This window comes from Nocardia sp. NPDC056100, assembly GCF_042266325.1.
Lineage (GTDB): Bacteria > Actinomycetota > Actinomycetes > Mycobacteriales > Mycobacteriaceae > Nocardia.
Genome location: NZ_JBHJVY010000002.1, coordinates 1,049,228 through 1,071,591, shown reverse-complemented (window position 1 = coordinate 1,071,591; position 22,364 = coordinate 1,049,228). Strand labels below are relative to the sequence as shown.

The window sequence follows — 22,364 nt, the reverse complement described above, 5'->3', positions numbered from 1 at the left end:
CGATGCATGCAATCTGCCCAAACCCGCAGCTCGCGGTGGATTTTCGACGTTATTTCGGGGCGACGAGTTCCAGCGCGATGTTGTCCGGATCCCGGAACTCGAGGATATAGCTGACGCCGATGTCCTTGATGTCCTCGTGCGCCACACCGCAGGCGTCCAGATGCGCTGCGGCAGTCTCGAGTTCAGCCAGTGACCCGAGCGAGAACGCGAGGTGGTCCAGCCCGACCCGATTCTCGTCGAAGCGATCGGACGCTACCGGCCGCAGCCCGATCAATCCGTGCTGCATGCGGTAGATCACCCCGCCATCGAGAAAGCTCAACCGTTGCCGCAATTCCGCATCGGCGTCATCCGGAACCTCCAGCGCCACCGGCCATTCGAAGACTTTCTCGTAGAAGTCCCGCGATCGGTCGATATCGGACACCGTCAGCCGCAGGTGCGCGATGGATTCCGCAGAGATAGCCATGCGACCGATGCTTGCACACCGTCACCCTACCCGCTGGTTCGAGGCCCACTGGCCTGGACGGGGTGTGACGGAGGGGTTCGGGGCTCCGTCACACTCGCGGTGAGATCGCGGCATCGTTGCCGCAAGATACCCTTGTCAACCTCGAATCTGCTTGTCGATCAGAGAGATTGAGCTCAGGCCGGGTGGCTGGTCACGTTGGGCTGAATCGTTCCGCCGTGGGCGAATACGATGGGGGCTATCAGCCCGCACGAGCCCTTGACGTTCTCGGGTGTGAACGTGACCAATGACTGAAATGCGCTGCCCCTGTTCACTTGCCAGCTCAGTGGGCTTGCCTGAGTGAGGGTGTATGAGCAGCTCGACGCGTTGACGGTGAGGCTCAGCGTGCCCACCGGCAGTGTTCCGGATACCGTCTCGCCGCCGGTCACGGTGAGTGTGGCCGGATGGACGGTGGCGGTGACCGTCGCGGATGCTCCGGACGGCAAGGTGCACTGTGAGAACGTGTACCCGGAGAAGGTCCCGATCGCGCCTGCGGAATTGGTCACGTTGGGCATCAATCCACTGAATGACGCTGTAGCGCAAGACAGTACGTCCGCGTACCCGGCGTTCTTGAACACCGGGTGGGGGCTTGAGCCGGTGAACGCACCGCCTGGCGCGGTACTGCCGGTGACGTTGTACAAATAGGTGGTCGCGGTTGCCGGTGTGGTTCCGGCCGCCACCATACCGGCGGTGGCGAGCGCGACGGCGGCGACCGAATAGGCACTACGGAATCGGCGCAGGTAAGAACGCACGATGTCTCCTAGGGTTCGAAATATTCAACGAACCCAACGGTAGTGTCGCACAACACATTTCGATGGTGGCGAAACCCGCCACGATGGGGACCTGCGACGCCAAGCGGGGTTGCCGCTCGGCGCCGACAGCGGGCTATCAGTTGGAAGTCTCGAAGAGCTGTTCGCTGGGCGGCCCGGCCAACAACTCGGCTCCCGCCTCGAAGGCCTCCCGCATGTGCGAGCTGACCAGATGTGCCTCGAATGCCGCACGGCTATCCCAGGTTTCGACGACTACCCAGTTCCCGGGCTCGGTCGGATGCTGATAGGGCTGGTAGCTCAGGCACCCTGGCTCGGCCAGCGAAGGCTCGATCAACGAGAGCGCCTGCGCGCGCACCAGCTCTTCCTTTCCCGGGCGAGCCTGCAACGTGGATACGGCGGTGACAGTCATGGGTGGGGTCAACCCGCCACAGCCGGAATCTCTTCCCGCCCCGGCTATCCCCGGCCGAGGTCGGCGAGAGTCCCGAGTTCGCCGGAGACGAGCTCGCCGAGCGTGGCGAAGAACGCCGCGATTCCGGGCAGATTCGGTCCTTTGGCCCGGGACGCCTGGAAGTCGGCCTCGGTCTGCCACTCGACGATGTCGAGCCATTGATCATCGGGGAGCCGAACGAGCCGTGCGCCGAGAAATCCCGCCCGGTCGGCTTGAAAATCGGCCAGCATGGCCGGACGAGCCGCCAGCATGGCATCGGTGTTCGCCGGGTCCACCCGGAATCGAGTCAGCTCCACTGCGTGCATCGCGTTCACTCCAATCGATCAGCGATATCAACCCGCCGGCGCGTCCGGCGGATGTCAGACGACATATTCTTGTCCGATCCGCCCTTCAGAGGCGAACCGGGCCACTGATCGGTGGAACGCCGCGCTCAGTAGACCAGGCTGAATTCCCTGTCCACCCTGACCTCTATCATTCCGCCGGTGGTGGAGTTGTAGGCCGAGGAGCCGAGGGTGATCGATACCGCGAGGGTCCAGGTTCCGGAGCGGCATAGGCCGGAGGTAGGGCTCCAGGCGATTACCCCTCCTTCGCCCGACCCGTACACCGAGGGGAAGTCGCCGGTGGTGATCCGCCCCTCCGGGTCGGTCATCGTGAAGCTGCCCCGGACCGCCGACTGCAATGTGTAACTCCATTTGCCGCCGATGATCACCCCTTTGGTCCATTTCAGGTGCACACCCGGCCACGTCTTGTCACTGGGTTCTTCACCGCGCAGAACCACCGCCCACTTGTATTCGTGTTGCTGGTAGCCGCTGCCGATGAGCTTGTCGCTGTAGCTCCACTGGTCCGCGCTGTAGATGTCCATCTCGGCGTCCTGCTTTTTGTCCGAAGCCACTTCCAGTGTTGCCCAATATTGCTGTGCAACAGTGTGTTTCGTGGAACATGGCAGTCGAACAACCGGGGCGGTCGGGTTTTCGGCACCAGTCGCGAAGGACGGTTCAGTGGATCAGGGCGCCGACTTTCTCGACCCGGTCCGCCAGCGGAACAGTCAACTCGAGCAGCGGAATATCCCCGAGCAGGTCGAGTTGATCGGTGTAGACCAACTCCAGCAGCGCATCGTTCACCGTGCGACGGAGGCCCAGCATTTCCGCCGCGGGCAGCACCCGTTCGGTCTCGGCGGTAATCGGCACGATCACGAGCAAATCCAGTGTGGCCAAAGCATTCCGGATCGCCGTGGTGTCGATATCGGCCTCGATATCGACACCGCTCGCAGAGAGGTACGCCAGGAAATCCAGCGGCGTTCGATCGAAAACGGCCCCATCTGGCTCCGAGTTCAGCAGCTGCACCGAGTACTCCAGTTGAGCCCGGTAATCCGAACGTGAGGGCGGAAACTCGAAGTCGTAACCGTCCTCCTCGAGCAGCACATACGGTTCCTCCACCGGCGTGAGATCCCCGAAGCGAGAACACAATTCCCGCACCAGCGTCGTCTTCCCGGTCCCATGTGGCCCGGACACCCCGATACGCATTCGACTCCCTCGATTCGACCTGTCGGCAGGTTCGGATGGTTCGCGCAGACGTCAACGGCCCGAGTTGCCTCGGGCCGTTGATTTTCGGACTATAGCGCTCCACCGCTAGCTCACCGAGGCGGCCAGCCGATCGGCATAGGGGGCGACGAACTTGCCGACGATCGGCATCTCCGCACGAACACCGCCGGTCTTATTCGCCTGCACCATCGACATGATCCAGACGACGAGGGTGAGAAGCGAGAGGACGAGGCTGACGAGGGAGAAGATGATGCCGATGGCCCCCAGCAGGGACCCGATGATGCTCAGGGCGATATTGGCCACCGAGACCGCGCCGAAGAAGACGATGGACTGTGCGGCATGGAATTTGACGTCGGAATCGTTCTTGCCGATGAAGAGGAAGATGACTCCGGTGACCCAGCCCAATGCGTAGGACAGGATAGCGCTGGTCTTCTTGTCCAAGCCGGTGGACTGGGGCTGATTTGCGGGGGGCTGTGAATATGTCATGGGATTAGTAAATGCGGGGTACTCCACCTACCGATCCCAACTTTCTACATGAACCGCAGGTCGCGGGCTTGCCGGCGACTGCGGCCGGACAGCTACGGGTGGTCGTAGGCGGCATCGATTCCGCGAGTTGCGATCTCGATGGTCACGTCCAGCCCGATCTCGAAGACAATGACGCCGATCACGAGTGCCCACACGAAGTTTCGGCCACGCGTCACCGCTCGGCTGCCGAGAAACATGCAGGTCATCCCGGCGATGAGCCACCCCGCCCACAGACTCGCAAGTGCCGGTACCGATTTCGACGCACCCGTGGTCATCCGATGCCAGTCGCCGCCACCGAAGATATTGGCCGAGTAGCTGGACATCACGCTCAGGGATAGGACCACGGTGAGCAGCGTGACCAGCAATCCGAGAACGACCGAGGAGACCGCGAAGGTGTTGGCCCGGGCGCGCTCGCGGTCGATCCGTTCGTGTTCGAGGGTCATATGCCGCAGCCCCTGACGCGCACCAGGATGACGAGGTTTCCAGCGCTGCGAGCAGCAGCCAGCTTCGCCCGCACTTCCTCCTTGCCCGCGCCGTACGACAACGGGGCGGGGTCGAAATACACCGAAGCACTGCAGCGATCAGGCCGCGCCCCGGTAGCGATCCGAATATCCTCGACCGCGCCGGCCCGAACTCGATCGACCGCCCCCAATGAAATCGAAGGCACAGACACCCCCGCCACCGGATCCGGATAGGGTTGCGGCCCAGCAAAATACGCCAGTCCCTCGGGCAGATCGTCGCCCGGTGACACGGTGACAACCCCGATTCTCTCGAACCCGGCGACAGTCACCTCCCCGGCGATCCGCACCGACTCCACCGGCCGCTCCTGCCACTGGTGAAATCGATGTATCCCGAACAGCGGAAGCCCCACCAACGCCGCAACCGCAACCGCACCCAGACCTACTTGCATCGCACGGCCACGAACCCGCTGAGTATCCATCATTGATCCCCTCCCGATCGCCGACAGTACCTTCGGATTCTGCGCACGAGGTACTTGCAAGCTCCGCGCCGGTCCAGTGGGCTCGTTCCCAAATGTGGTCGACACGGAGTGGACCGATCGGTTTGAATCGGGGGATGATGCGGATCCCGTTCGAGTTGGCACCGGTTGGCGAGGTGCATCCGTGGGGTGATGAGCGGCGGCTGCATTGGTTCAACCTCACGCAGGGGTGGTACGGGCTCGAGGTTGATGACGTCGAATTGCTTACCTATACCGAGGAGAGTCAGGCGCTGACCTGCGGTGCGGATTCGGCGGTGCCGCGGTGCGTGGACTACTTCGTGGTGCGGTTCTGGGAGGACCTGCTCGCGGCCGTACCCTCGGTGCTGGAGCCGGTGCCGGGGGATCTGGTGGAGTTCTTCAGCACAGACAGCGGCGGATGGGCCGATATCGGATCCTTGGACGCCGATCTGATCGATGCCGCCTATGAGGAGCATCGGCTGCGCGGAGTCGACACCGGATATCTGCAGTACGGTCCGCATTTTCAGTTCTGTCGCACCATCGAGTCCGAGGACCGGATCACCGTGTCGTGGCTGTTTCCGATCGACCCGGACGGCGTAATCGCCTTCAATGCACCTCCATCGGGGCGTACCACAGTTACGACCGATGAATTCATTTCTGCTGTCAAAGATTTCGATGCTCGATTGATGAAATCCATGCAGGACCGCGTGGATCAGTTGGTCCTCACCGGCCCCCCAGCTGGAATGACGCTCGATGTCGCGAACTTGACCTGGCAACAGGCGACACGCCGAACCGTACTGTCGGAAAAGCTTGCGCTAGAAGCCAATACGAACTGGGACGCCGTGCGGACCGGTGCGGCGATCCTGGCACCCGCTCGTCCGAGACGGTGATCCGCCGCAGCGATTTGCCGCAGGCGGTTGATCAAGCCCTACGCAAGGAGCGGCCGATGAGGACTTTCAGGGCGAGGGAGAAAACCGGGTTGGTGAGCAGGGCCAGTGGGGCGAGGCGGATGGTGGGGAAGCCAGTGGGGGCTGCGGCGATGGTGTAGGTGACGGCGCTGCGGGTGGGGGTGAGGTCTTCGATGGTGAGGCGTTCGGCTATGGCTCGCATGCCGGGGACGGGGAGTTCGCCTATGAAGAAGGCCATTTCGCGGTTGGGGTCGGTGCGGGTGACGAATTCGTTGCTCAGGAGTAGGGGGCCCAGGGTGAGGCGGCGACGGGAGCCGGGGCCGTGTGGGGCGGGGGTTTCCCAGCGGGCGGTGACGGCGGGGAGCCAGGCGAAGGATTCCACCTCCTGCCAGAGGCGGGTGGCGGGGACGTCGAATTCGGCTCTGCCGCGCACGATTATGGGTGCGCGTTCGTAGAAGTCCGAGGACGGTTCGACGATTTCGGGGTGAAAGACCATGGGGTGGAGTCACTTTCGGGTGAGGTCAGGCTGCCGGGGTGGTGATCAGGCGACGGAAGGCTTCGACCACCTGGTCGTGGTAGGTGCGCATGACGGTCTCGACCAGGGACAGATCGGGCAGGTCGATGGCATCGCCGGTGGTCTGGAGTTCCTGGAGCGTGCGGCCGATCACGACGTGTGCCTCGGGTTCGAGGGGTTCGTAAAACGCCTGGGCCGCTTCGGGCATCGTGATCAGCAGTTCGCCGACGGTGTTGAACAGACTCAGGCTGCCGATGCTGCCCAGCGCGGCGAAAGTGCAACGCAGCATATGTAATTCGGCCGCCATGATGTCGGTGAGAGTGGCCTGCGGGTCGTGCACGAGCATTTCCATGCGGTCCAGCGCGCGGGTGGCGGAGGAGACGTCGTAGCTGCGGGGGTTCTCCACGAAGGCACGCACCGCCTGCATGACGAGGATGTGGTCGACGTCGATGATGTCGGCGAACAGGCGCGAGGCCTGCTCCGGAATGCGGTGGGCGAATCGGAACAGGTAGCGCCAGGTGTCGATGCCACCGTAGAGCCGGATATCGCGCACGATATAGCCGAGTCCGCGCCGGGGTTCGGCGAAACCCAGCGCGGCCAGGCGACCGAGGGCGCTGTTGGCCGTCGGTGCGCTGGCCGAGAACTCCACGGCCAGTTGGCGAACCGAAGGGAGTAGTTCGCCGGGCCGGTAGATCCCCGCGGCGATGCGATAGGCGAGTTGATCGGTGATCTCGTCCACGATCGTCGGCCGCGACCGAGGAGCCCGAACCCCCTGCGGGGCCGGGCTTTTCGGTCGCGGCGCGACCGGATGCACGGTGTTGCCGCTCGTCCGGCCGCGCACTGACATGGCTGAGTTCCCCCGGCCGCTATGCGCCCGCGACAAGGCGGGTCGGTGTGGCGGGAGCATCCGCCTGCGGCGTCTCGTAGCTGTAGTCGTCGAGCGGGAACCTGCGGTGCCCCCGGCTGGCCTCGAAGAAGCCCGACGGACGCACATAGGTGCTGTCCCCCTGCGAATTCCGGTAGTACGTCGGGGTGTGCGCATTGAGCTCGTTGAAGTAGAACCGAATGGGTTCCGCACGCCGGAAGATCTCGGCGTGATAGGCGTCGAGCGCTTCCTTGCGCACCTCAACCACTTTCGCGCGCCGCCGCAGCCCTTCCTTGATGGCCCGCACCGCGTGATCGGCGGTCATCTCCACGAAGGAATGCCACCCCGATCCGGTCCATGAGTACGGCCCGACCAGCGTCCAGCGATTGGGCAGCCCGGGCACCGACACACTCTCGTACGCCTGCATCCCGTTCTCGGTCCAGAACTTGCCGAGGTCGAATCCATTGCGGCCCACAATGGTTCCGGGCCGATAGGTCTCGGGATCGGAGAACACCTCATAGCCCGTCGCCAGCACGATCATGTCGAACTCGTGCTCGACGCCGTCGCGGGTTTTGATACCGGTGGCGGTGATCTCCTCGATCGGTTCGGTCACCAGATCGACATTGTCGCGGTTGTACGCCTTGAGATATCCATTGGACATGGTGGGCCGCTTGGCAAGCGGGCCGAAATCCGGCGTCAGCTGCGCGCGGGTCTGCGGATCCTTGACCACCAACCGCAGGAATCGCTGATAGGCCGCGATGGTAGAACGATCGAACCAGGTCATGGCCGTCTTGGCGGTGTCGGTCGGCACCGCGATAGCACCGCGCAGCACCAGATCCACCACCACCAGTACGACTCCGTGCAGCGCCGCCTGCAATCCGGGCACCGCGAGCAGGCGCTGCCCGATGCGCGGCATCGTGAAATCGGGTTTGGGCAGCGACCACACCGGGGTGCGCTGGAAGACGGTCAACTCGGCCACCTCGGGCGCGATCGCCGGAATGATCTGCACCGCACTGGCTCCGGTGCCGATGATCCCGACCCGCTTACCGCGATGATCCCAGCTGTGATCCCAGCTCGACGGCCGCTGATACTTGCCCTGGAAGTTCAACCGGCCCGGGATGCCCGCCTCTTCCTTGGGTCGCACGAACGCACCGACAGCGCTGATCAGGAACCGCGCGGAAATGATCTCCCCGGAGTCGGTGATCAGCTTCCAGTAGTTGTTGGCGTCGTCCCATTCCTCGCGGGCGACATTGGTGTTGAAGCGCAGATGCTCATAGAGCCCGAACCGCCGTGCGACTTCCTGGTGATACTTCTCCACCTCCGCGCCGTAGGGGAACACCCGGCTCCAGTCCGCGTTGCGAGCGAACGAGAATTGATAGGCGACTGCCGGAATATCAACGCCCAGACCGGGATAGGTGTTCTCATGCCAGCTGCCGCCGACATCGTCCGCGCGCTCGATGACGACGAAATCGCGCAGTCCGGCCTGCTTGAGTTTCACCGCCGCGGCGAGCCCACCGGGGCCCGCGCCGATGACGGCGATCTGGAAATCGGGTTCGGTCTTGGGAGCCGGTTTCGCCTGACGGCCTTTGGCTTTGGATGCGGGCATCTCGAATGTCCTTCTGGTGCGGAGGGTGTCAGCGACGAACGGCCACGGTGAGCATGTCGGGCCACGGACGGCTGTAGAAGGGCCGCCGCACCGGATGCTGTTCGACCAGTTCGAATCCGGCGATGGTGATCAGATCGACCATCTGCTGCGGCGACGGCGCGGCGGCCGGACTGAACCGGGTGCCGGTGAGCCGTTGCGCGGGCGCGGCCCACCGGGCGCGCAGGTTGATCGCGTTGATGGCGAGCAGCCCGCCGGGTTTGAGCACCCGATGGAACTCCGCCAGCGCGAGCGGCTGATTGAAGAAATGAAAGGCCGTGGTGGTGATGACCGCGTCCACCGATTCATTCGGCAGCCCGAGCTGTTCGGCGGGCTCATTGCGCCACTGCACCAGTTGACTGCGTTCTCGGGCGCGGGCCAGCATGCCGGGGGACATATCGATCCCGTACACGGCGTCGGGCCGCAGTTTCTCGGCGATGCGCGAGGTGAGAATGCCGGTGCCGCAACCGATATCGACGATATGACGGGAACCCTGACGGCGCAGCAGGTCGAGGATCTCATCCTGCGGCGGTTGATAGACGACCCGTTGCAGGGTGCGCTGGTCGTACGCGCGCGAGGCGACCGAGAAGAAGGCGGCGATGGTGCGATTGAGCCCGCGCCGCGAGTCCAGTGCCACCGAACTCGCGAGTGGGGCGGTGGGATCAGCCGGGATGGATGCGTTCACAGTGAGTTCTCCTGGTCGGCGACGATGGTCGCGGTGGTCCGGCGGGGCGCATTGCTCAATCCGCGTCGCCCGGGTACCGCACGCAGCAGCTTCCCGGCGCCGTCGGAGTCGGCCAGGCCGCGTCCGAGTTTCTCGATTTCCGGGCCGGTGGCGACCCGCATGATGGCGCGATGCGCGGTGGGCGAGAGCCGGGACAGCCCGTAGGAAAGCCACGCCTCGGCCCGAATCGGCTTGATCGCCTGATTGCGCTTGATGGCCGAGACGATATGCCGCCCCGCCTTGTCCGGATCCATGGCCACCAGCGCCATACCGCGCGCCACGGCCTCCTTGACCACATCGGCCTGGCCATCGGAAATCGTTGCCATTTCCGCGGTCTCGGCGAGATTCGTGGCGATCAAGCCGGGACACACCGCGGTGACCCCGATCCCGTACTGCGCGAACTCCGCGCGCACGCAATCGCTGAAATGCTTCACCGCCGCCTTGGATACGCAGTACGGCGTCCCCAGCCGATACGGTGCGAACGCGCCCATCGAGGCGATATTCACCAGATGCCCGCCCCGGCCGTGTTCGACCATGCGCTCCCCGAAGATGCGGCAGCCGTGGATGATCGCCATGGTGTTCACGGCCATAATGCGCTCGAAGTCCGCGAGCGGCACATCCAGAATCGGCCCGCCCACCAGAATGCCCGCATTGTTGACCACCACGGTCGGAACCCCGTGCTCAGCCGATACGGTGTCGGCGAACGCTTCCAGGGCCTGGGTATCGGAGACGTCGATCCGATACGCGGCTGCCTGACCCCCATTGGCCCGGATCCCCGCGACGGTCTGCTCCGCACCCGCGATATCCAGGTCGGCCACAATGACTTTCGCGCCTTCGTCCGCGAGCGCATTGGCGGTGCCACGCCCGATCCCGCTGCCCGCCCCGGTGACGACGGCTACCGCCGATCGCAGGTCTTTCATAGCGAGCTCTCCTTGTTCGATACACTCTCGGAAGCCGGAACTGTTGCCGGAATGGGGATTTCGACCGCGAGGGCGTCGAGCTTGGTGTTCAGCGCGCCGTTAGCGGTATGGACCCCATTGCCGGACCGGAAGGGCAGCCGTTCGACAAGTTGCCCGGCCCGCGCGATCGCCTGGGGTCCGGCGACGGTGTCGCGCAGTTTGCGTACATCGCGCCGGCCTGCCTGGGTCATGGCGAAGCGCACCAGTCCCGGTGCGAAACGCGTTACCTGGCGGGCGATTCGGGCTTCGGGCCGGATTGGTTCGACGGCGATATTGCGGCGGATGGCATTGACGATGCTCTGGCCCGCCTTGTCCGGATGCTGTCCGAGTAGCGCCTGTCCCTTGAGCATGAGCGTGCGGGTCAGTTCGGATTGTTCGGCGTCGAGGATGCCGTCGGCCTTCATGCTGTTGGACAGATTGGTGGCGATCAGGCCGGGACAGATGGCGGTGACGCCGATGTCGTGCGCGGCGAATTCGGCGCGGATGCAATCGCTGAAGTGCTTCACCGCGTACTTGCTGATGCTGTACGGCCCGGTGTAGGGCGCGGCGGCGAATGCGGCCATCGAGGAGATGTTGACCAGGTGGCCGCCGTGTCCGCGCTCGACCATTTGCGCGCCGAAGACGCGGCAGCCGTGGATCATCGCCATCAAGTTGATATCGGTGATGCGCTCGAAGTCGCGCAGCGGCACATCGATCAGCGGTCCGCCCACCAGGATGCCCGCATTGTTTACCACCACATCGGGGACGCCGTGCTCGGTGCGCACCTGTTCGGCGAAGGCTTCCAGCGCCGGGGTGTCGGCGACATCGAGCCGGTAGGGATGGGCGACCCCGCCCAGCCGTCGAATCTCCAATGCGGCGTCCCGCGCGGAGTCGAGGTCGATATCGGCGACGATCACTTCCGCGCCGCATTCGGCCAGGGCCTTGGCGGTGCCGCGCCCGATGCCGCTGCCCGCGCCGGTGACGACGGCAAGGCCGGGATAGAACGGTTTCTTGGACATTGTTTCTCCGTACGAGATTTCAGGCGGCGCTGGACCGCGACTGAATGGCGTTGGCGTCCAGGCGTTCCCGCACGAACTCGCCGATGACCCCGATGGCCTGGCGGGCGTCCGGAAGGATGTCCGCACCCGCCTGGAAGACATGGATTGCCTTATCCCAGACCTGCATTCGGCACGGCACGCCCGCGGTCTCGCAGCGCTCGGCGAGCTGATGGGCGTCGGCCAGCAGTACTTCGGTGGAACCGACCTGAATCAGCGCCGGTGGCATCCCCGCGAAATCGTGATTGACCGCGGACCAGTCCGGATCGAGCACGCCGTCTCGGAGCAGTCCGAGCTGGGCGGGCGTATCGAGCGCCTTGGCCCCGAGCATCGGATCGAGCGGGTCGTTCGGGTGGGCGTACCGCAGCGTCGAATCGTAATTGGCCCAGGGCGCGATGCCCACGACACCGGCCGGCATCGGCAGCTTGCGATCGCGGATCGCGAGCGTGGTGCGGAAGGCCAGGCCACCACCGGCGGAATCACCCGCGACGATCACCCGATCGGCCGGAAAGCCCTGTGCCAGCAGATATTCGTACGCGTCGACGCAGTCCTCGAGGGTGTCGGTGACATGCGCCTTGGGCAACTGCCGGTAGTCGACCTGAAAGACCGGCACCCCGGCGGCTTTCGCGATCCGCGAGACCAGACGGCGGTGTGTGTTGAGTCCGCACGCGACCAGTCCGCCGCCGTGGAAGTACAGAATCGCGGCGTCCGGCGTGGTCTCGGGATCGAAAGTGTCCCGCTGCCATACCCATTCGGCGCGGAATCGCGGAAAAGCGATGCGGCGCAAGCGAGTACCGCGAATCGGCACCAGTGGCACGGCCAGCGGGTCGAGCAGGTTGGAGATGTGGAATATCCGGGCTCCACGGACCGGGATTCCGCGCCAGGCGCATCCGACAATGAGGTTCATGCCCTGTCTGAGTAGGGCATAGGACAGCGGATGCGCGATTCGCAGTACCCAGCTGGCGCGGCGTGGATATTCGATCGTCACGGTCGAGGGCGTTTTTCGGGCCTGAACCCGGGCCTGCGGCTCGGTCAGCATGATGCGACTCCTTCTCAACGGCGACTCTGCCGTTGTCTGCGCTGTGCAACACAGTATATGGTGTCTCAGACAACGACAAGACTTGTCTCTTGAATGACCTTGTTCAGCACCGAAAACGCTTGCGCTCGGATGCGATCCAGCCATGCCGAGATGGCCAGAAATGATCACTTCACGGCCATTCATGCAGTTGAACAAGTTTTCCAGACAAGATTTGTGAAGTGTTGTCCATGCTGTGTAACACAGCGTACATTGGCTGGGACAGTAGCACGATGATGTGCGAATTCGAACTGAGGTAGACATGGCCAAATTCGAGAACAAGCTGGTAATCATCACGGGGGCGGGCAGCGGCATCGGCCGTGCCACCGCCAAGCGCTTCGCCGCGCAGGGCGCGCGAGTGATCGTGAGCGACCTCAACCCCGACACCGCACAGGACACCGTCGATCAGATCGCCGCGCTGGGCGGTGCGGCCTTCCCGTACGCGGTGAACGTCTCGGATGTGACGGCCATGGAGAACTTCGCCGCGAGCGTGCACGATGCGCACGGCGCACCCGCCGTCGTGGTCAACAATGCCGGATTCACCACCGCCGGACCGTTTCTCAAGCACACCGTGCAGGACTGGGACCGGATCATGGGCGTCAACTTCTGGGGCGTGGTGCACGGCTCCCGCCTGTTCGGCCGCCAGATGATCGAATCCGGCGGTGGCGGACGGATTTTGAACGTCACCTCCCCGGCCGCGGTGCTGCCGATTCCGCTCTCGACCGCCTACTGCACCAGCAAGGCCGCCGCGCAGATGTTCACCGAATGCCTGCGCTTGGAATTCGCCGGAACCGGGGTCGGTGTCACCGCGGTGCTGCCGGCCTTCATCAATACCGGCTTCTACCCCAACGCCCAGGTGGTCGAGACCGAGGGCAAGTCGGTCGAACGCGGAAAGAACATCTCGGTGCTGGCCGCACAGCTGATCGCGCGCAGCCCGGAAACGGTGGCGCGCAATATCGTTCGCATCGCCGGTCGCAATCCGGCCATCGCCCCGACGCCGTTCGAATCCCGGCTCGCCTGCACCAGCGGTCGCGTCTCCCCGGCGGGCGCACGCCTGGCCGCTCGCATGATGGATATCGACGGTCTGGTCGGCATGGTCGACCGGGTTCTGCCCACGGCCCTGGTCCAACGGCTCGAGGACGCCGCCGCTCGCGCGGTCGCGAAGTCTTGATCACCGATTCCGGCACAGGAGCTTTGAGTATGTCGAGCAGTACCATCGAGCCCACGGGCGAGACCACCGCGGTCCGGCCCGATTACGAAGTCATCATCGTCGGCGCGGGATTCGGCGGCATCGCCGCGGCGATCGAATTGCGCGAGGCCGGGATTCACGATTTCGTCATGCTGGAGAAGCACGACGGCATCGGCGGCACCTGGTACATCAACACCTATCCCGGTATCGCCGTGGACATTCCGGCGGTGTTCTACAGCCTGTCGAAGATGCCGTTCACCAGCTCCTCGCGATTCTTCCCACCGGGCCATGAGATTCAGCAGTACATCGAGCGTGTGGTGGACGCGTATGGACTGCGCAAGAAGATCCGCCTGAACACCACCATCGAATCGGCCCGCTGGGATGAGCAGAACCATCTGTGGCGCGGCACGCTCGCCTCGGGTGAGGAGATCACCGCCCGCTATGTGATCGGCGCGCTCGGCCTGCTCGAAGTGGCGAAACTGCCCGATATTCCAGGCATCGACACCTTCGCCGGGCATAAGGTGCACACCGCCCGCTGGGACCACGACTACGACTACACCGGTAAGCGGATCGCCATCATCGGCACCGGAGCCACAGCGCTGCAATTGATTCCGGAAATGGCCAAGGTCGCCTCGCATCTGACGGTGTTCCAGCGGACCCCGATCTGGTTGGCCCCCAAACCCGATTTCCGCATCGATTGGGGCCTGGACCGGGTGCTGAGCGGGGTCAAGCCGGTGCGGGCGGCGGTTCGCGGCGCGATCGCCTCCGGTATCGATATGGGACTCATCGGCGGGCTGCTGTCACTGCGCCGCATGCCCAAGGCCATGCCGTATGTCACCAGGGCGGGCGGGGCCATGTACAAACTGTGGCTGCGCGATGAGGAGCTGGCCGAAAAGCTCACGCCCACTTACGCTCCCGGCTGCAAGCGGCCGTCGATGTCGAACGAGTACTTCAAGACCTTCAAACAGAAAGATCGGGTCTCGCTCATCACCGATGCGATCGAGGAGATCACCGAGAAGGGCGTGCGCACGGCCGACGGTGTCGAGCACGAGATCGACGTGCTGGTGTGCGCCACCGGATTCCGGGTCTGCGAGCGCGGATTCGCGCCCGCGTTCCATGTGTACGGCGAGACCGGCGAAGAGCTCGGCGACTATTGGCATGAGCATCGCTATCACGCCTATCAGGGTGTGAGCGTGCCGCAGTGGCCGAATCTGTTCATGGTCGGCTGCGGTCCGAACTCGATCATTCCCAGCTCGATCCTGGTGACCATCGAGAACACCGCCGCCCACGCCCGCCGCGCGATCGTGGAGACCCGCAGGCGCGGCGCCACCAAGGTCGATGTGAACCGACAGGCATACGACGACTGGGCCAAATTCTGCACCGACCGCACCGAGGGCTCGATGTGGGTCTCGGCCCCGTGCGCGGGCTCGAACACCTACTACGTGAACTACCAGGGCGAGCTGGCGATCCGCCCGACCACCGGGCTCAACCAGTGGTGGGGCAACCGGCATTTCCCATTCCGGCACTACACCTTCAGCACGCGGCCCGCGCTGATCAACGCCCGCACGCGGGAGCCCGAGCTCGCCATGACCTGAGTTCGATCAGCTCCCGTACCGCGCCGGTGCCCGCGCAAGCGGGCATCTCTTTTAGCCGAAATCAACTGTGACGCAAGCCCTATCGCACGATAAGAAGTGATGCGAGTAACCCCGGGGGAGTGGGATGGCAATGACGAGCACAACCGAGAAGCCGCCCGGCAGACCGAGTCTGGCGCGAGTCGCCCGGCGCAATGTCGCCGATACCGGTCTGTCCGCCGCGCGCACCTTCGGGCGCGTGGTGGCCATGGCGCTCGAGGCGGTCATCGGGGCGGTGTCCGATCTGCTGACCGGACGCTTCGAATGGCGTGAAACCCTGCGCCAGTGCTGGTATCTCGTCACCGTCACCGCCATTCCCGCGGTGCTCATGGCGGTGCCGTTCGGGGTGGTGGTCACGGTGCAGGTGGGCAATCTGATTCATCAGGTCGGGGCGGATTCACTACTGGGCGCGGCCGGTGGCATGGGGGTCATCCAGCAGGGCGCGCCGATGGCCACCGGGCTGCTGCTCGGTGGTGCGGGCACCGCGACCATCGCCGCCGATCTCGGCGCGCGCAAGATTCGCGAGGAGATCGACGCGCTGGACACCATGGGCATCAGTCCGTTGCACCGCTTGGTGATTCCGCGCATGGTGGCCATGCTGCTGGTCGCACCGCTGCTCAATATCCTCATCATGTTCACCGGTGTGGTCGCCGGATATGCCATGGCCACCGGCGTACAGGGCGTCACCCCGGGCAGCTACTGGGGCAGCTTCGGGGCGTTCGCGTCGATGAACGACATCTATATCTCCATGGTCAAGGCCGCGCTGTTCGGTTTCATCGTGGTGATCGTGGCCTGCCAGCGTGGTCTGGAGGCCAAGGGCGGACCGCGCGGGGTCGCGGACGGAGTGAACGCCTCGGTGGTGCTGGCGGTGCTGGCCATCGCCGTGGTCAATGTCGGCATCACCCAGCTGACCACCATGTTCCTACCGGTCAGGATCGCGTGATGGCCGCGCCGTACGTCCCGCTCGGCCTGGGCCGGGTGTATCGGGTGGTGCGGGAGAAGAGCATCTTCGCCCCGATCGATTCGCTCGGGTTCATCCTCGGCTTCATCTGGCAGGTGTTCGCCTCGATTCCGCTGGCGCTGCGCAAGTATCGCGCGCAGACCATGCGCATGATCACCGATCTGACGTGGGGCCGGGGTTCGGTCATCGTCGGTGGCGGCACGGTGCCGGTGCTGGTGGTGCTCGGCATCGCCATGGGCGGCGGGGTCGCGATCGGTGCGGTGCCGGTGCTGAACATGCTCGGTATGGGGCCGATGGTCGGGGTGGTGTCGGCATTCGCCAATACCCGCGAACTCGCGCCGATCGCGGCGGCGATCGGATTCGCCGCGCAGGCGGGCTGCCGGATGACCGCCGAAATCGGATCCATGCGGATCTCCGAGGAGATCGACGCCATCGAATCGCTGGGGCTGAAATCGGTGCCGTTCGTGGTGACCACGCGCTTGATCGCGGGAGCGGTGACGGTGGTGCCGACATTCCTGGTGGCGCTGCTGCTGTCCTACCTGTCGTGTTCGGCGGTGACGCTGGTGGTGCACGGTCAATCCAGCGGTGTGTACGACCACTACTTCTTCCAGTTCGTGAACGGCTTCGACATCATCGCGGCAGTGATCAAAGTGCTGATCTTCAGTGCGGCGGTCATCCTGATCCATTGCTATCAGGGCTTTTTCGCCACCGGCGGACCCGAAGGCGTGGGTATCGCATCGGGGCGAGCGGTGCGCGCCAGCTTCATCGCCATCATCACCCTGGACATGGTGCTCACGATCCTGCTGTGGGGTCTGAACTCGCCGATCGTGATCACGGGGTAGCGCGATGCCGTCATATGGAATGCCAGGTGTCACCACGGGTCCGCGCTTTTCGCGAGTGGCGGGGTTGATCGCGGTGGTGGTGGTCGTTGTGCTCGTCATCGGATGGAATGCGACCGCCGGGCTGCGCACCTCGGACGATATGCGAATTCAGTTGCGTACCAACGGTATCGGCGACGGAGTGATTCCGGGGGCCGAGGTACGCCTTAACGGGGTCAAGGTCGGTCGGATCGAGCAGATCGCCGGTCAGCCCAATGGGCAGCAGCTCATCACGTTATCGCTGCAACCCGCCGAATTATTCGGTCTCACCAATAGTTTCGACATCGACTACGCGCCGTCGAATCTGTTCGGCATCAGTGAACTCACGCTCAAGCGGCGCGATGGCGGAACCCCTTTGCGCGGAGGCGAATTGGTGGATCTCACCGCCTCGAACCGGGTACACGACGTGACGATGGGCAATCTGCTGCGCCAGTTGTCGAACACCTCGAGCGAGGTGCTGACCCCGCAGCTGACCGAACTGCTCACCAAGGCGGGCGCGGATATCGCCGCGTTCACCCCGCTCATTCAAACCATGGTGACGGTGGGCAGAGCCGTGGCCGATACCCAGCGGTATCCGTCCTCGTTCCTGATCGCGCAGTTCGCCTCATTCCTCAATGGCACAGGCATTTTCGCCGAGAACACGGTCAAACTCGTGAACGAGGTCTATCAGATGCAGGCGCTGCGCGATCCACGGTTCGACGTCGGTGTCGGACTGGTGGTCGATCAGCTCTTCCCGATGATCGCGGATCTGGGCTGGACGGCCAAGGGCAATCTGAACGGCTGGACCGACGGGCTCGGCGTGCTGGTGGGTCAGCTCGCGCAGATGGTGCCGACACCCGCGCAGAGCAGCGCCGATCTCTCGGAGTTGCTGACGCGGTTGAACTCCTCGTTCCGCGATACGCCGAACGGTCCCGAACTCGGGCTCGACGTGGTGTTGCGCGGTGTCCCCGCGGTGGCGGTGCCGCTGCTGGGTGGCGCGCCGTTGCCGGGTGCGGTTTCGGAGGGGCAGCGATGAGGAAGCCGAAGACCTCGATTGCCGGAATCGCAGTGCGCTTCGGTGTTTTCGCGGCTGTCATGCTCGTACTGCTGGTCGGCATCGTGACGGCTATTCAGCGACCGGTGGCCGGTGGCACCCGCAGTTTCGGGGCGCTGTTCACCGACGTCAGTGGGCTTCGGGTCGGTTCGGACGTGCGCATGTACGGGGTGGCCGTGGGCAAGGTGTCCGCCATTGACCTGGTGGGGTCCAATGCCAAGGTCCGGTTCAGCGTGCAGCGGGATCGGCCGGTCTACGACACCAGCCGGTTGGCCATCCGCTATCAGAACCTGACCGGGCAGCGCTATATCGATATCCAGCAGCCGGACAGGGCAGGCTCCCCGGCGGCGGCCGACACGGTCATCGGACTCGAGCACACCAGCGGATCCTTCGATATCACAGCGCTTTTCAACGGTATGGAACCGGTGCTCAAGGAATTCTCGCCCGAGGCGGTGAATCAGCTGGCGGTCAACGCCCGCGCGGTGCTCGAAGGTGACGGCAGCCGGGTAGGGGCGACATTGGACGCGGTCGGGGTGCTCAGCGCGTATGCCACCGATCGCCAGGCGGTGATCTCGGTGCTGCTGCACAACTTCAGTCAGATCGCCGATCAGATCGGCGGCAAGTCGCCCGAAGCGGGCATGCTCATCGACGGCATCTCGACCGTATTCGTCAGTCTGCAAAAGCAATTCGACGGATTGATGGACGCGGTCGATGTCGCGCCACCGATTCTGGGCGCGCTGAACAGCCTGCTCGCATCGCTGGGTTTCACCCATCCCGACAACCCGGATCTGGATGCCGATCTGCGGCGGTTGTTCCCGGATCCGCAGAACCTGCTCGATGTGATGGGGCGGCTGCCCGCCTTCCTGCAATCGCTGGCCGCGGCCATTCCGTCCGGGACCGACGTCAATCTCACCTGTTCACACGGTCAGGCCGAACTGCCCGCGGTGGCGAACATTTTGATCTCGGGCCAAAGGATCGCAGTATGCAAGAACGGTTGAGGCGCGGGAGCATTCGCTTCAAGGACTTCGTGCTCGGCAATGATCGGCACGAGGCGGTGGCCTCGCGCCGGCAGCTGGTGCTCGGGCTGGGCGGTATGGCCGTGGTAGTGGTGCTCATGATCGCCAGCGCCATCATCTATTTCATCCCGCTCGGAAAGAACACCTACACCGCCGATCTCACCGAGGCGGGCAGTGTGAAGGTCGGCGATGAGGTGCGGATCGCGGGCATCACCGTGGGTTCGGTGACCGGGATGGAACTGCTCGATGATTCGGTGCGCATGACGTTCACGGTCGAGAACAAGATCTTCGTCGGTGATCAGACCACCCTGGACATTCGGATGCTCACCGCGATCGGCGGCCACTATGTGGCCGTCTTCTCCTCGGGCAAGAATGCGTTGCGCAGCAAGGCGATTCCGCCCGACCATGTCACACTGCCGTACAGCCTGGCCAAAGCCATGCAGGATTCGGCGCAACCGCTGGCCACCATCGACGGCGGCACCCTGCGCGCCAATCTCACCGCGCTCGCGGGCGCGCTCGAGAAGAGCCCGGGCTCGATCGGTCAGATGACCGATGCCATGGCGGCTTTCGTCGATGTGGTGAACCGGCAGAACACCGAGGTCAATCGGGCGCTCGATGTCGCCGACGAATACATCGGGCTGCTCGGGGATTACCGCAAAGCTATCGGGGCCATGCTCACCAAGATCGGTGCGATGGAGACCACGGTGCTCGGCCGCCGTGCCGATGTGGAGAACGCCTTGCGCATTGTCACCGAACTGCTGTCGCGCATCGCGGCCATCGAACCGGCGTATCGCACACACCTGGAACCGTTGCTGGACAAGCTTTTCGAGACCAAGCCGTCACTGGAACAGCTCGGGCAGCGGCTCGGGGTGGTGATCGATTCGCTCAATCAGCTCGGCACCCGGATACAGGGGTTGCAGGGTCCGCACGGGGGGATTGCGATTGATCAATCGGGACAGGGCATTTCGGCTTCATCGCTCTGCATTCCGGTGCCGGGGAGGGATTGCTGATGTTGCGCACCTTCGTCGCCTCCCGCGCCTTCGTCTCGCTCATGGCCGGGGTGCTCGCGGTGATCGTGGCCGCGGTCGGTGCGGTCTACTTCCTGCAACCGAACAAGAAGATGATCGCCTACTGCGCGATCATGCCCGACGGGATCGGGCTGTACCGCGGCAACGACGTCAAGATGCGCGGGATGAAGGTCGGCTCGGTGACCGATCTGCGGCCCGAGGGCACCGGGGTCCGAGTCGATTTCGAGGTCGAGGCCGCGCATCCACTGCGCGGGGAGGCCAGCGCCACCACGGTCTCGGACAGTATCGTCGCCGACCGCACCCTGGCGGTGTTCGGTACCAAGGGCGCGGAGTGGAAGAACTCGGACTGCATCACGAAAACCGTTACGCCCAACAGCCTTACACAGACCTTCAGCGCAATGTCCAAGGTCGCCGACGAGCTCCGAGGCGGTGATGATCCGGCGCAACAGGATCGGATCAAACAGGCGATCACGCTGTTCGACCGGGCCACCGCGGGCACCGGCCCGAAGATCAACGACATCATCACCCAGTTGGCGGCGGCACTGCGCAGCCCGGACGCCGCGGTCAGCCATATCGGTTCGCTGATCGACAAACTCAGCGAGTTGATCGCCAGCGTCGCCAATAACTGGGGTGATCTGCGGCAGATGCTCGACGGGTTCGCGCCGATCCTGCAAACGGTCAATGACGTATGGGATCAGGTGACCGAGCTGGTGAATTCCATTGTCACCATCCTGCCCTGGCTCAATGATGTCACCACGAAGTACGGCGGCCCGATTCTACAGCTGCTGGATTCGTCGGTGCCGCTGGTGCATTTGCTCGGCGCGAATGTCGGTGGCCTGCAACAGCTCGTGTCGATGGTGCCCTCGATCGCCGGAATGTTCCGCACCGCGACCGATCCGCAGACCGGCGCGATCGGGGTGAGCTGGGCCGCGCCCCGGGTGGCGCTGCCCGCGCAGCAGGCCGAGCAGGTGTGCGCGGCGCTCAATGTGGTCGCGCCGGGGCGCTGCGGCGGGACGCAGGACGGTATGACCTCGGTGGATCTGGTGCCCCTGATTCTCGGATCGGTAGGTGTGCGATGACAATTCGTGCGAGCTCGGGGCGGTGGCGGCGGGTGCTCGCCGCAGCGGCCCTGGCCCAGGCGGCGCTGGTGGGGGTGGTCGGATGCGGGGTCGATCCCGCGCGATTCACGCTGCCCGGGGCCGGGATATCGGGGCAGACCTATCGAATCGATATCCGGTTCAGCAGTGCGCTGAACCTGCCCTCGGGGGCGAAGGTGGTGGCCAACGGTGCGCGGATCGGGCAGCTGAACAAGATCACGATTGCCGATCCGACCGCCACCGGTCCCGGATCCGCCACGGCGGAAGTCGATATCCAGCAATCGATCTCATTGCCCGCCGAGACGCGCGCACAGCTGCGGCAGGACACCATTCTGGGAGACATCTACATCTCACTGGACACCAATGTCGCGGGTGCGGCCGGTACGTTGCGGCCGGGGGACACCATTCCGGTACAGCACACCGTGCCCGCCTTGCAGATCGAGGATGTCATCTCCGGGCTGGCCACCTTCGTCTCCGGTGGGGCGCTGCGCTCGGCGCAAGACATTGTCGACCAACTCAATTCGGCACTGCCGCAGGATCCGGCGGAGACCGCGCGTATCGCGGGTGTGCTCAAGGATGACCTCATCGACGTCTCACAGCACCTGGATCAATCCGATGCGTTCCTGACCGGGATCCAGTCGAATGTCGCTGCCATTCAGAACAATCGGGAGGCGCTGGACGTGCTGCTCACCCCGCAGGGCGCGCAGGACATCACCAAGCTCGCGCAGACGCTGATCCACACCATCGGCATTATCGGCGCGATCGGCGGTATCGCGCACGCGCTGATCTGGCTCACGCCGCTGGTGCAGGCGGGCAATGCGGCAGCCACGGCGTTCGTGCCGCTGGTATTGAATGCCGGGCGGCCGTTGAACCTGGATGCTCCCTCCAATCTGAATCAGCTGACGGATCTCCTGCGCGACAAGCTGATTCCCTTCTTCGACCACGGACCCAAGGTCGCCGTCAACGGGCTGTCGGTGCAAGGCGATACGGATGCGCCCGTCATCTCCACCGATCAGCAGGTGGCCAACATGATCGCGACCCTGCGCATGATCGGAATGGTCCGATGAGAGCA

At 64.4% G+C, this 22,364-nt stretch carries 26 protein-coding genes; 10 read left to right on the top strand and 16 right to left on the bottom strand.

All coding sequences use genetic code 11. The annotated features are described in order from the left end of the window. Positions 1 to 49: 49 nt before the first annotated feature. The 9 genes from ACFC0O_RS16975 to ACFC0O_RS16935 all read right to left on the bottom strand — a co-directional run bounded on the left by ACFC0O_RS16975 (position 50) and on the right by ACFC0O_RS16935 (position 4,726). Positions 50 to 463, bottom strand: a complete 414-nt coding sequence (locus ACFC0O_RS16975) for a VOC family protein (protein WP_375958728.1) — start codon at positions 461 to 463, stop codon at positions 50 to 52. Positions 464 to 636: 173 nt separating this feature from the next. After that, on the bottom strand, positions 637 to 1,251 hold the full coding sequence (locus ACFC0O_RS16970; protein WP_375958726.1) for a hypothetical protein: 615 nt from the start codon (positions 1,249 to 1,251) through the stop codon (positions 637 to 639). A gap of 136 nt (positions 1,252 to 1,387) precedes the next feature. Next, on the bottom strand, positions 1,388 to 1,678 hold the full coding sequence (locus tag ACFC0O_RS16965) for a putative quinol monooxygenase (RefSeq protein WP_375958724.1): 291 nt from the start codon (positions 1,676 to 1,678) through the stop codon (positions 1,388 to 1,390). Positions 1,679 to 1,722: 44 nt separating this feature from the next. Further along, complete coding sequence (locus tag ACFC0O_RS16960; RefSeq protein WP_375958722.1) at positions 1,723 to 2,022, bottom strand: antibiotic biosynthesis monooxygenase family protein; 300 nt, start codon at positions 2,020 to 2,022, stop codon at positions 1,723 to 1,725. Positions 2,023 to 2,147: 125 nt separating this feature from the next. Further along, positions 2,148 to 2,609 carry a hypothetical protein gene (locus ACFC0O_RS16955; RefSeq protein WP_375958720.1) on the bottom strand — a complete coding sequence of 154 codons (462 nt, stop codon included), beginning with the start codon at positions 2,607 to 2,609 and terminating at the stop codon, positions 2,148 to 2,150. A gap of 103 nt (positions 2,610 to 2,712) precedes the next feature. Continuing rightward, positions 2,713 to 3,240, bottom strand: coding sequence for an AAA family ATPase (locus ACFC0O_RS16950; protein WP_375958718.1), 528 nt, complete (start codon positions 3,238 to 3,240; stop codon positions 2,713 to 2,715). A gap of 105 nt (positions 3,241 to 3,345) precedes the next feature. After that, entirely contained in the window at positions 3,346 to 3,744 is a 399-nt protein-coding gene (locus tag ACFC0O_RS16945) for a DUF4870 domain-containing protein (protein ID WP_364648799.1), read from the bottom strand. A gap of 92 nt (positions 3,745 to 3,836) precedes the next feature. Then, positions 3,837 to 4,226: a hypothetical protein gene (locus tag ACFC0O_RS16940; protein ID WP_375958716.1), complete on the bottom strand. Its 390-nt coding sequence runs from the start codon at positions 4,224 to 4,226 to the stop codon at positions 3,837 to 3,839. Then, positions 4,223 to 4,726 carry a hypothetical protein gene (locus tag ACFC0O_RS16935; protein WP_375958714.1) on the bottom strand — a complete coding sequence of 168 codons (504 nt, stop codon included), beginning with the start codon at positions 4,724 to 4,726 and terminating at the stop codon, positions 4,223 to 4,225. Before ACFC0O_RS16935 ends, ACFC0O_RS16940 begins: the two co-directional genes overlap by 4 nt. A gap of 89 nt (positions 4,727 to 4,815) precedes the next feature. Between ACFC0O_RS16935 and ACFC0O_RS16930 the strand changes: the two genes are divergently transcribed. Then, positions 4,816 to 5,628 carry a DUF5984 family protein gene (locus ACFC0O_RS16930; protein ID WP_375958712.1) on the top strand — a complete coding sequence of 271 codons (813 nt, stop codon included), beginning with the start codon at positions 4,816 to 4,818 and terminating at the stop codon, positions 5,626 to 5,628. A gap of 31 nt (positions 5,629 to 5,659) precedes the next feature. Here the strand turns inward: ACFC0O_RS16930 and ACFC0O_RS16925 are convergent, their stop codons facing one another. The 7 genes from ACFC0O_RS16925 to ACFC0O_RS16895 all read right to left on the bottom strand — a co-directional run bounded on the left by ACFC0O_RS16925 (position 5,660) and on the right by ACFC0O_RS16895 (position 12,423). Then, entirely contained in the window at positions 5,660 to 6,142 is a 483-nt protein-coding gene (locus ACFC0O_RS16925) for a hypothetical protein (protein ID WP_375958710.1), read from the bottom strand. Between the two features lie 25 nt (positions 6,143 to 6,167). Beyond that, positions 6,168 to 6,899, bottom strand: coding sequence for a GntR family transcriptional regulator (locus ACFC0O_RS16920; protein ID WP_375958708.1), 732 nt, complete (start codon positions 6,897 to 6,899; stop codon positions 6,168 to 6,170). A 127-nt stretch (positions 6,900 to 7,026) separates the two neighbouring features. Next, on the bottom strand, positions 7,027 to 8,631 hold the full coding sequence (locus tag ACFC0O_RS16915; RefSeq protein WP_375958706.1) for a flavin-containing monooxygenase: 1,605 nt from the start codon (positions 8,629 to 8,631) through the stop codon (positions 7,027 to 7,029). A gap of 28 nt (positions 8,632 to 8,659) precedes the next feature. Then, positions 8,660 to 9,352 (bottom strand): methyltransferase domain-containing protein, encoded by a 693-nt coding sequence (locus ACFC0O_RS16910; RefSeq protein WP_375958704.1) that lies wholly within the window; start codon positions 9,350 to 9,352, stop codon positions 8,660 to 8,662. Beyond that, on the bottom strand, positions 9,349 to 10,311 hold the full coding sequence (locus ACFC0O_RS16905) for an SDR family NAD(P)-dependent oxidoreductase (protein WP_375958702.1): 963 nt from the start codon (positions 10,309 to 10,311) through the stop codon (positions 9,349 to 9,351). The genes ACFC0O_RS16910 and ACFC0O_RS16905 overlap by 4 nt, the downstream gene beginning before the upstream one ends. Further along, positions 10,308 to 11,348, bottom strand: coding sequence for an SDR family NAD(P)-dependent oxidoreductase (locus ACFC0O_RS16900; protein WP_375958700.1), 1,041 nt, complete (start codon positions 11,346 to 11,348; stop codon positions 10,308 to 10,310). The genes ACFC0O_RS16905 and ACFC0O_RS16900 overlap by 4 nt, the downstream gene beginning before the upstream one ends. Before the next feature lie 19 nt (positions 11,349 to 11,367). Further along, a complete protein-coding gene (locus tag ACFC0O_RS16895) occupies positions 11,368 to 12,423 on the bottom strand; it encodes an alpha/beta hydrolase (RefSeq protein WP_375958698.1) in 1,056 nt (351 codons plus the stop codon). A gap of 298 nt (positions 12,424 to 12,721) precedes the next feature. Here ACFC0O_RS16895 and ACFC0O_RS16890 point away from each other — a divergent pair, with 298 nt between their 5' ends. The 9 genes from ACFC0O_RS16890 (at position 12,722) to ACFC0O_RS16850 (ending at position 22,359) form a co-directional block, all read left to right on the top strand. Continuing rightward, positions 12,722 to 13,630 (top strand): SDR family NAD(P)-dependent oxidoreductase, encoded by a 909-nt coding sequence (locus ACFC0O_RS16890; protein ID WP_375958696.1) that lies wholly within the window; start codon positions 12,722 to 12,724, stop codon positions 13,628 to 13,630. A gap of 29 nt (positions 13,631 to 13,659) precedes the next feature. Beyond that, positions 13,660 to 15,243, top strand: coding sequence for a flavin-containing monooxygenase (locus ACFC0O_RS16885; RefSeq protein ID WP_375958694.1), 1,584 nt, complete (start codon positions 13,660 to 13,662; stop codon positions 15,241 to 15,243). A gap of 130 nt (positions 15,244 to 15,373) precedes the next feature. Continuing rightward, positions 15,374 to 16,222, top strand: coding sequence for an MlaE family ABC transporter permease (locus tag ACFC0O_RS16880; RefSeq protein WP_375958692.1), 849 nt, complete (start codon positions 15,374 to 15,376; stop codon positions 16,220 to 16,222). Next, positions 16,219 to 17,082 carry an ABC transporter permease gene (locus ACFC0O_RS16875; protein WP_364648834.1) on the top strand — a complete coding sequence of 288 codons (864 nt, stop codon included), beginning with the start codon at positions 16,219 to 16,221 and terminating at the stop codon, positions 17,080 to 17,082. Before ACFC0O_RS16880 ends, ACFC0O_RS16875 begins: the two co-directional genes overlap by 4 nt. 19 nt (positions 17,083 to 17,101) lie before the next feature. Continuing rightward, entirely contained in the window at positions 17,102 to 18,133 is a 1,032-nt protein-coding gene (locus tag ACFC0O_RS16870) for an Mce family protein (RefSeq protein WP_375958690.1), read from the top strand. Next, positions 18,130 to 19,149, top strand: coding sequence for an MlaD family protein (locus ACFC0O_RS16865; protein ID WP_375958688.1), 1,020 nt, complete (start codon positions 18,130 to 18,132; stop codon positions 19,147 to 19,149). Before ACFC0O_RS16870 ends, ACFC0O_RS16865 begins: the two co-directional genes overlap by 4 nt. Further along, a complete protein-coding gene (locus tag ACFC0O_RS16860) occupies positions 19,134 to 20,177 on the top strand; it encodes an MlaD family protein (protein ID WP_375958686.1) in 1,044 nt (347 codons plus the stop codon). Before ACFC0O_RS16865 ends, ACFC0O_RS16860 begins: the two co-directional genes overlap by 16 nt. Continuing rightward, positions 20,177 to 21,274, top strand: coding sequence for an MlaD family protein (locus tag ACFC0O_RS16855; protein WP_375958684.1), 1,098 nt, complete (start codon positions 20,177 to 20,179; stop codon positions 21,272 to 21,274). The genes ACFC0O_RS16860 and ACFC0O_RS16855 overlap by 1 nt, the downstream gene beginning before the upstream one ends. Next, the gene (locus ACFC0O_RS16850) at positions 21,271 to 22,359 is read left to right on the top strand and encodes an MlaD family protein (RefSeq protein WP_375958682.1); all 1,089 of its coding nucleotides are present in this window, start codon (positions 21,271 to 21,273) and stop codon (positions 22,357 to 22,359) included. The genes ACFC0O_RS16855 and ACFC0O_RS16850 overlap by 4 nt, the downstream gene beginning before the upstream one ends. The last annotated feature ends 5 nt before the right edge of the window (positions 22,360 to 22,364 follow it).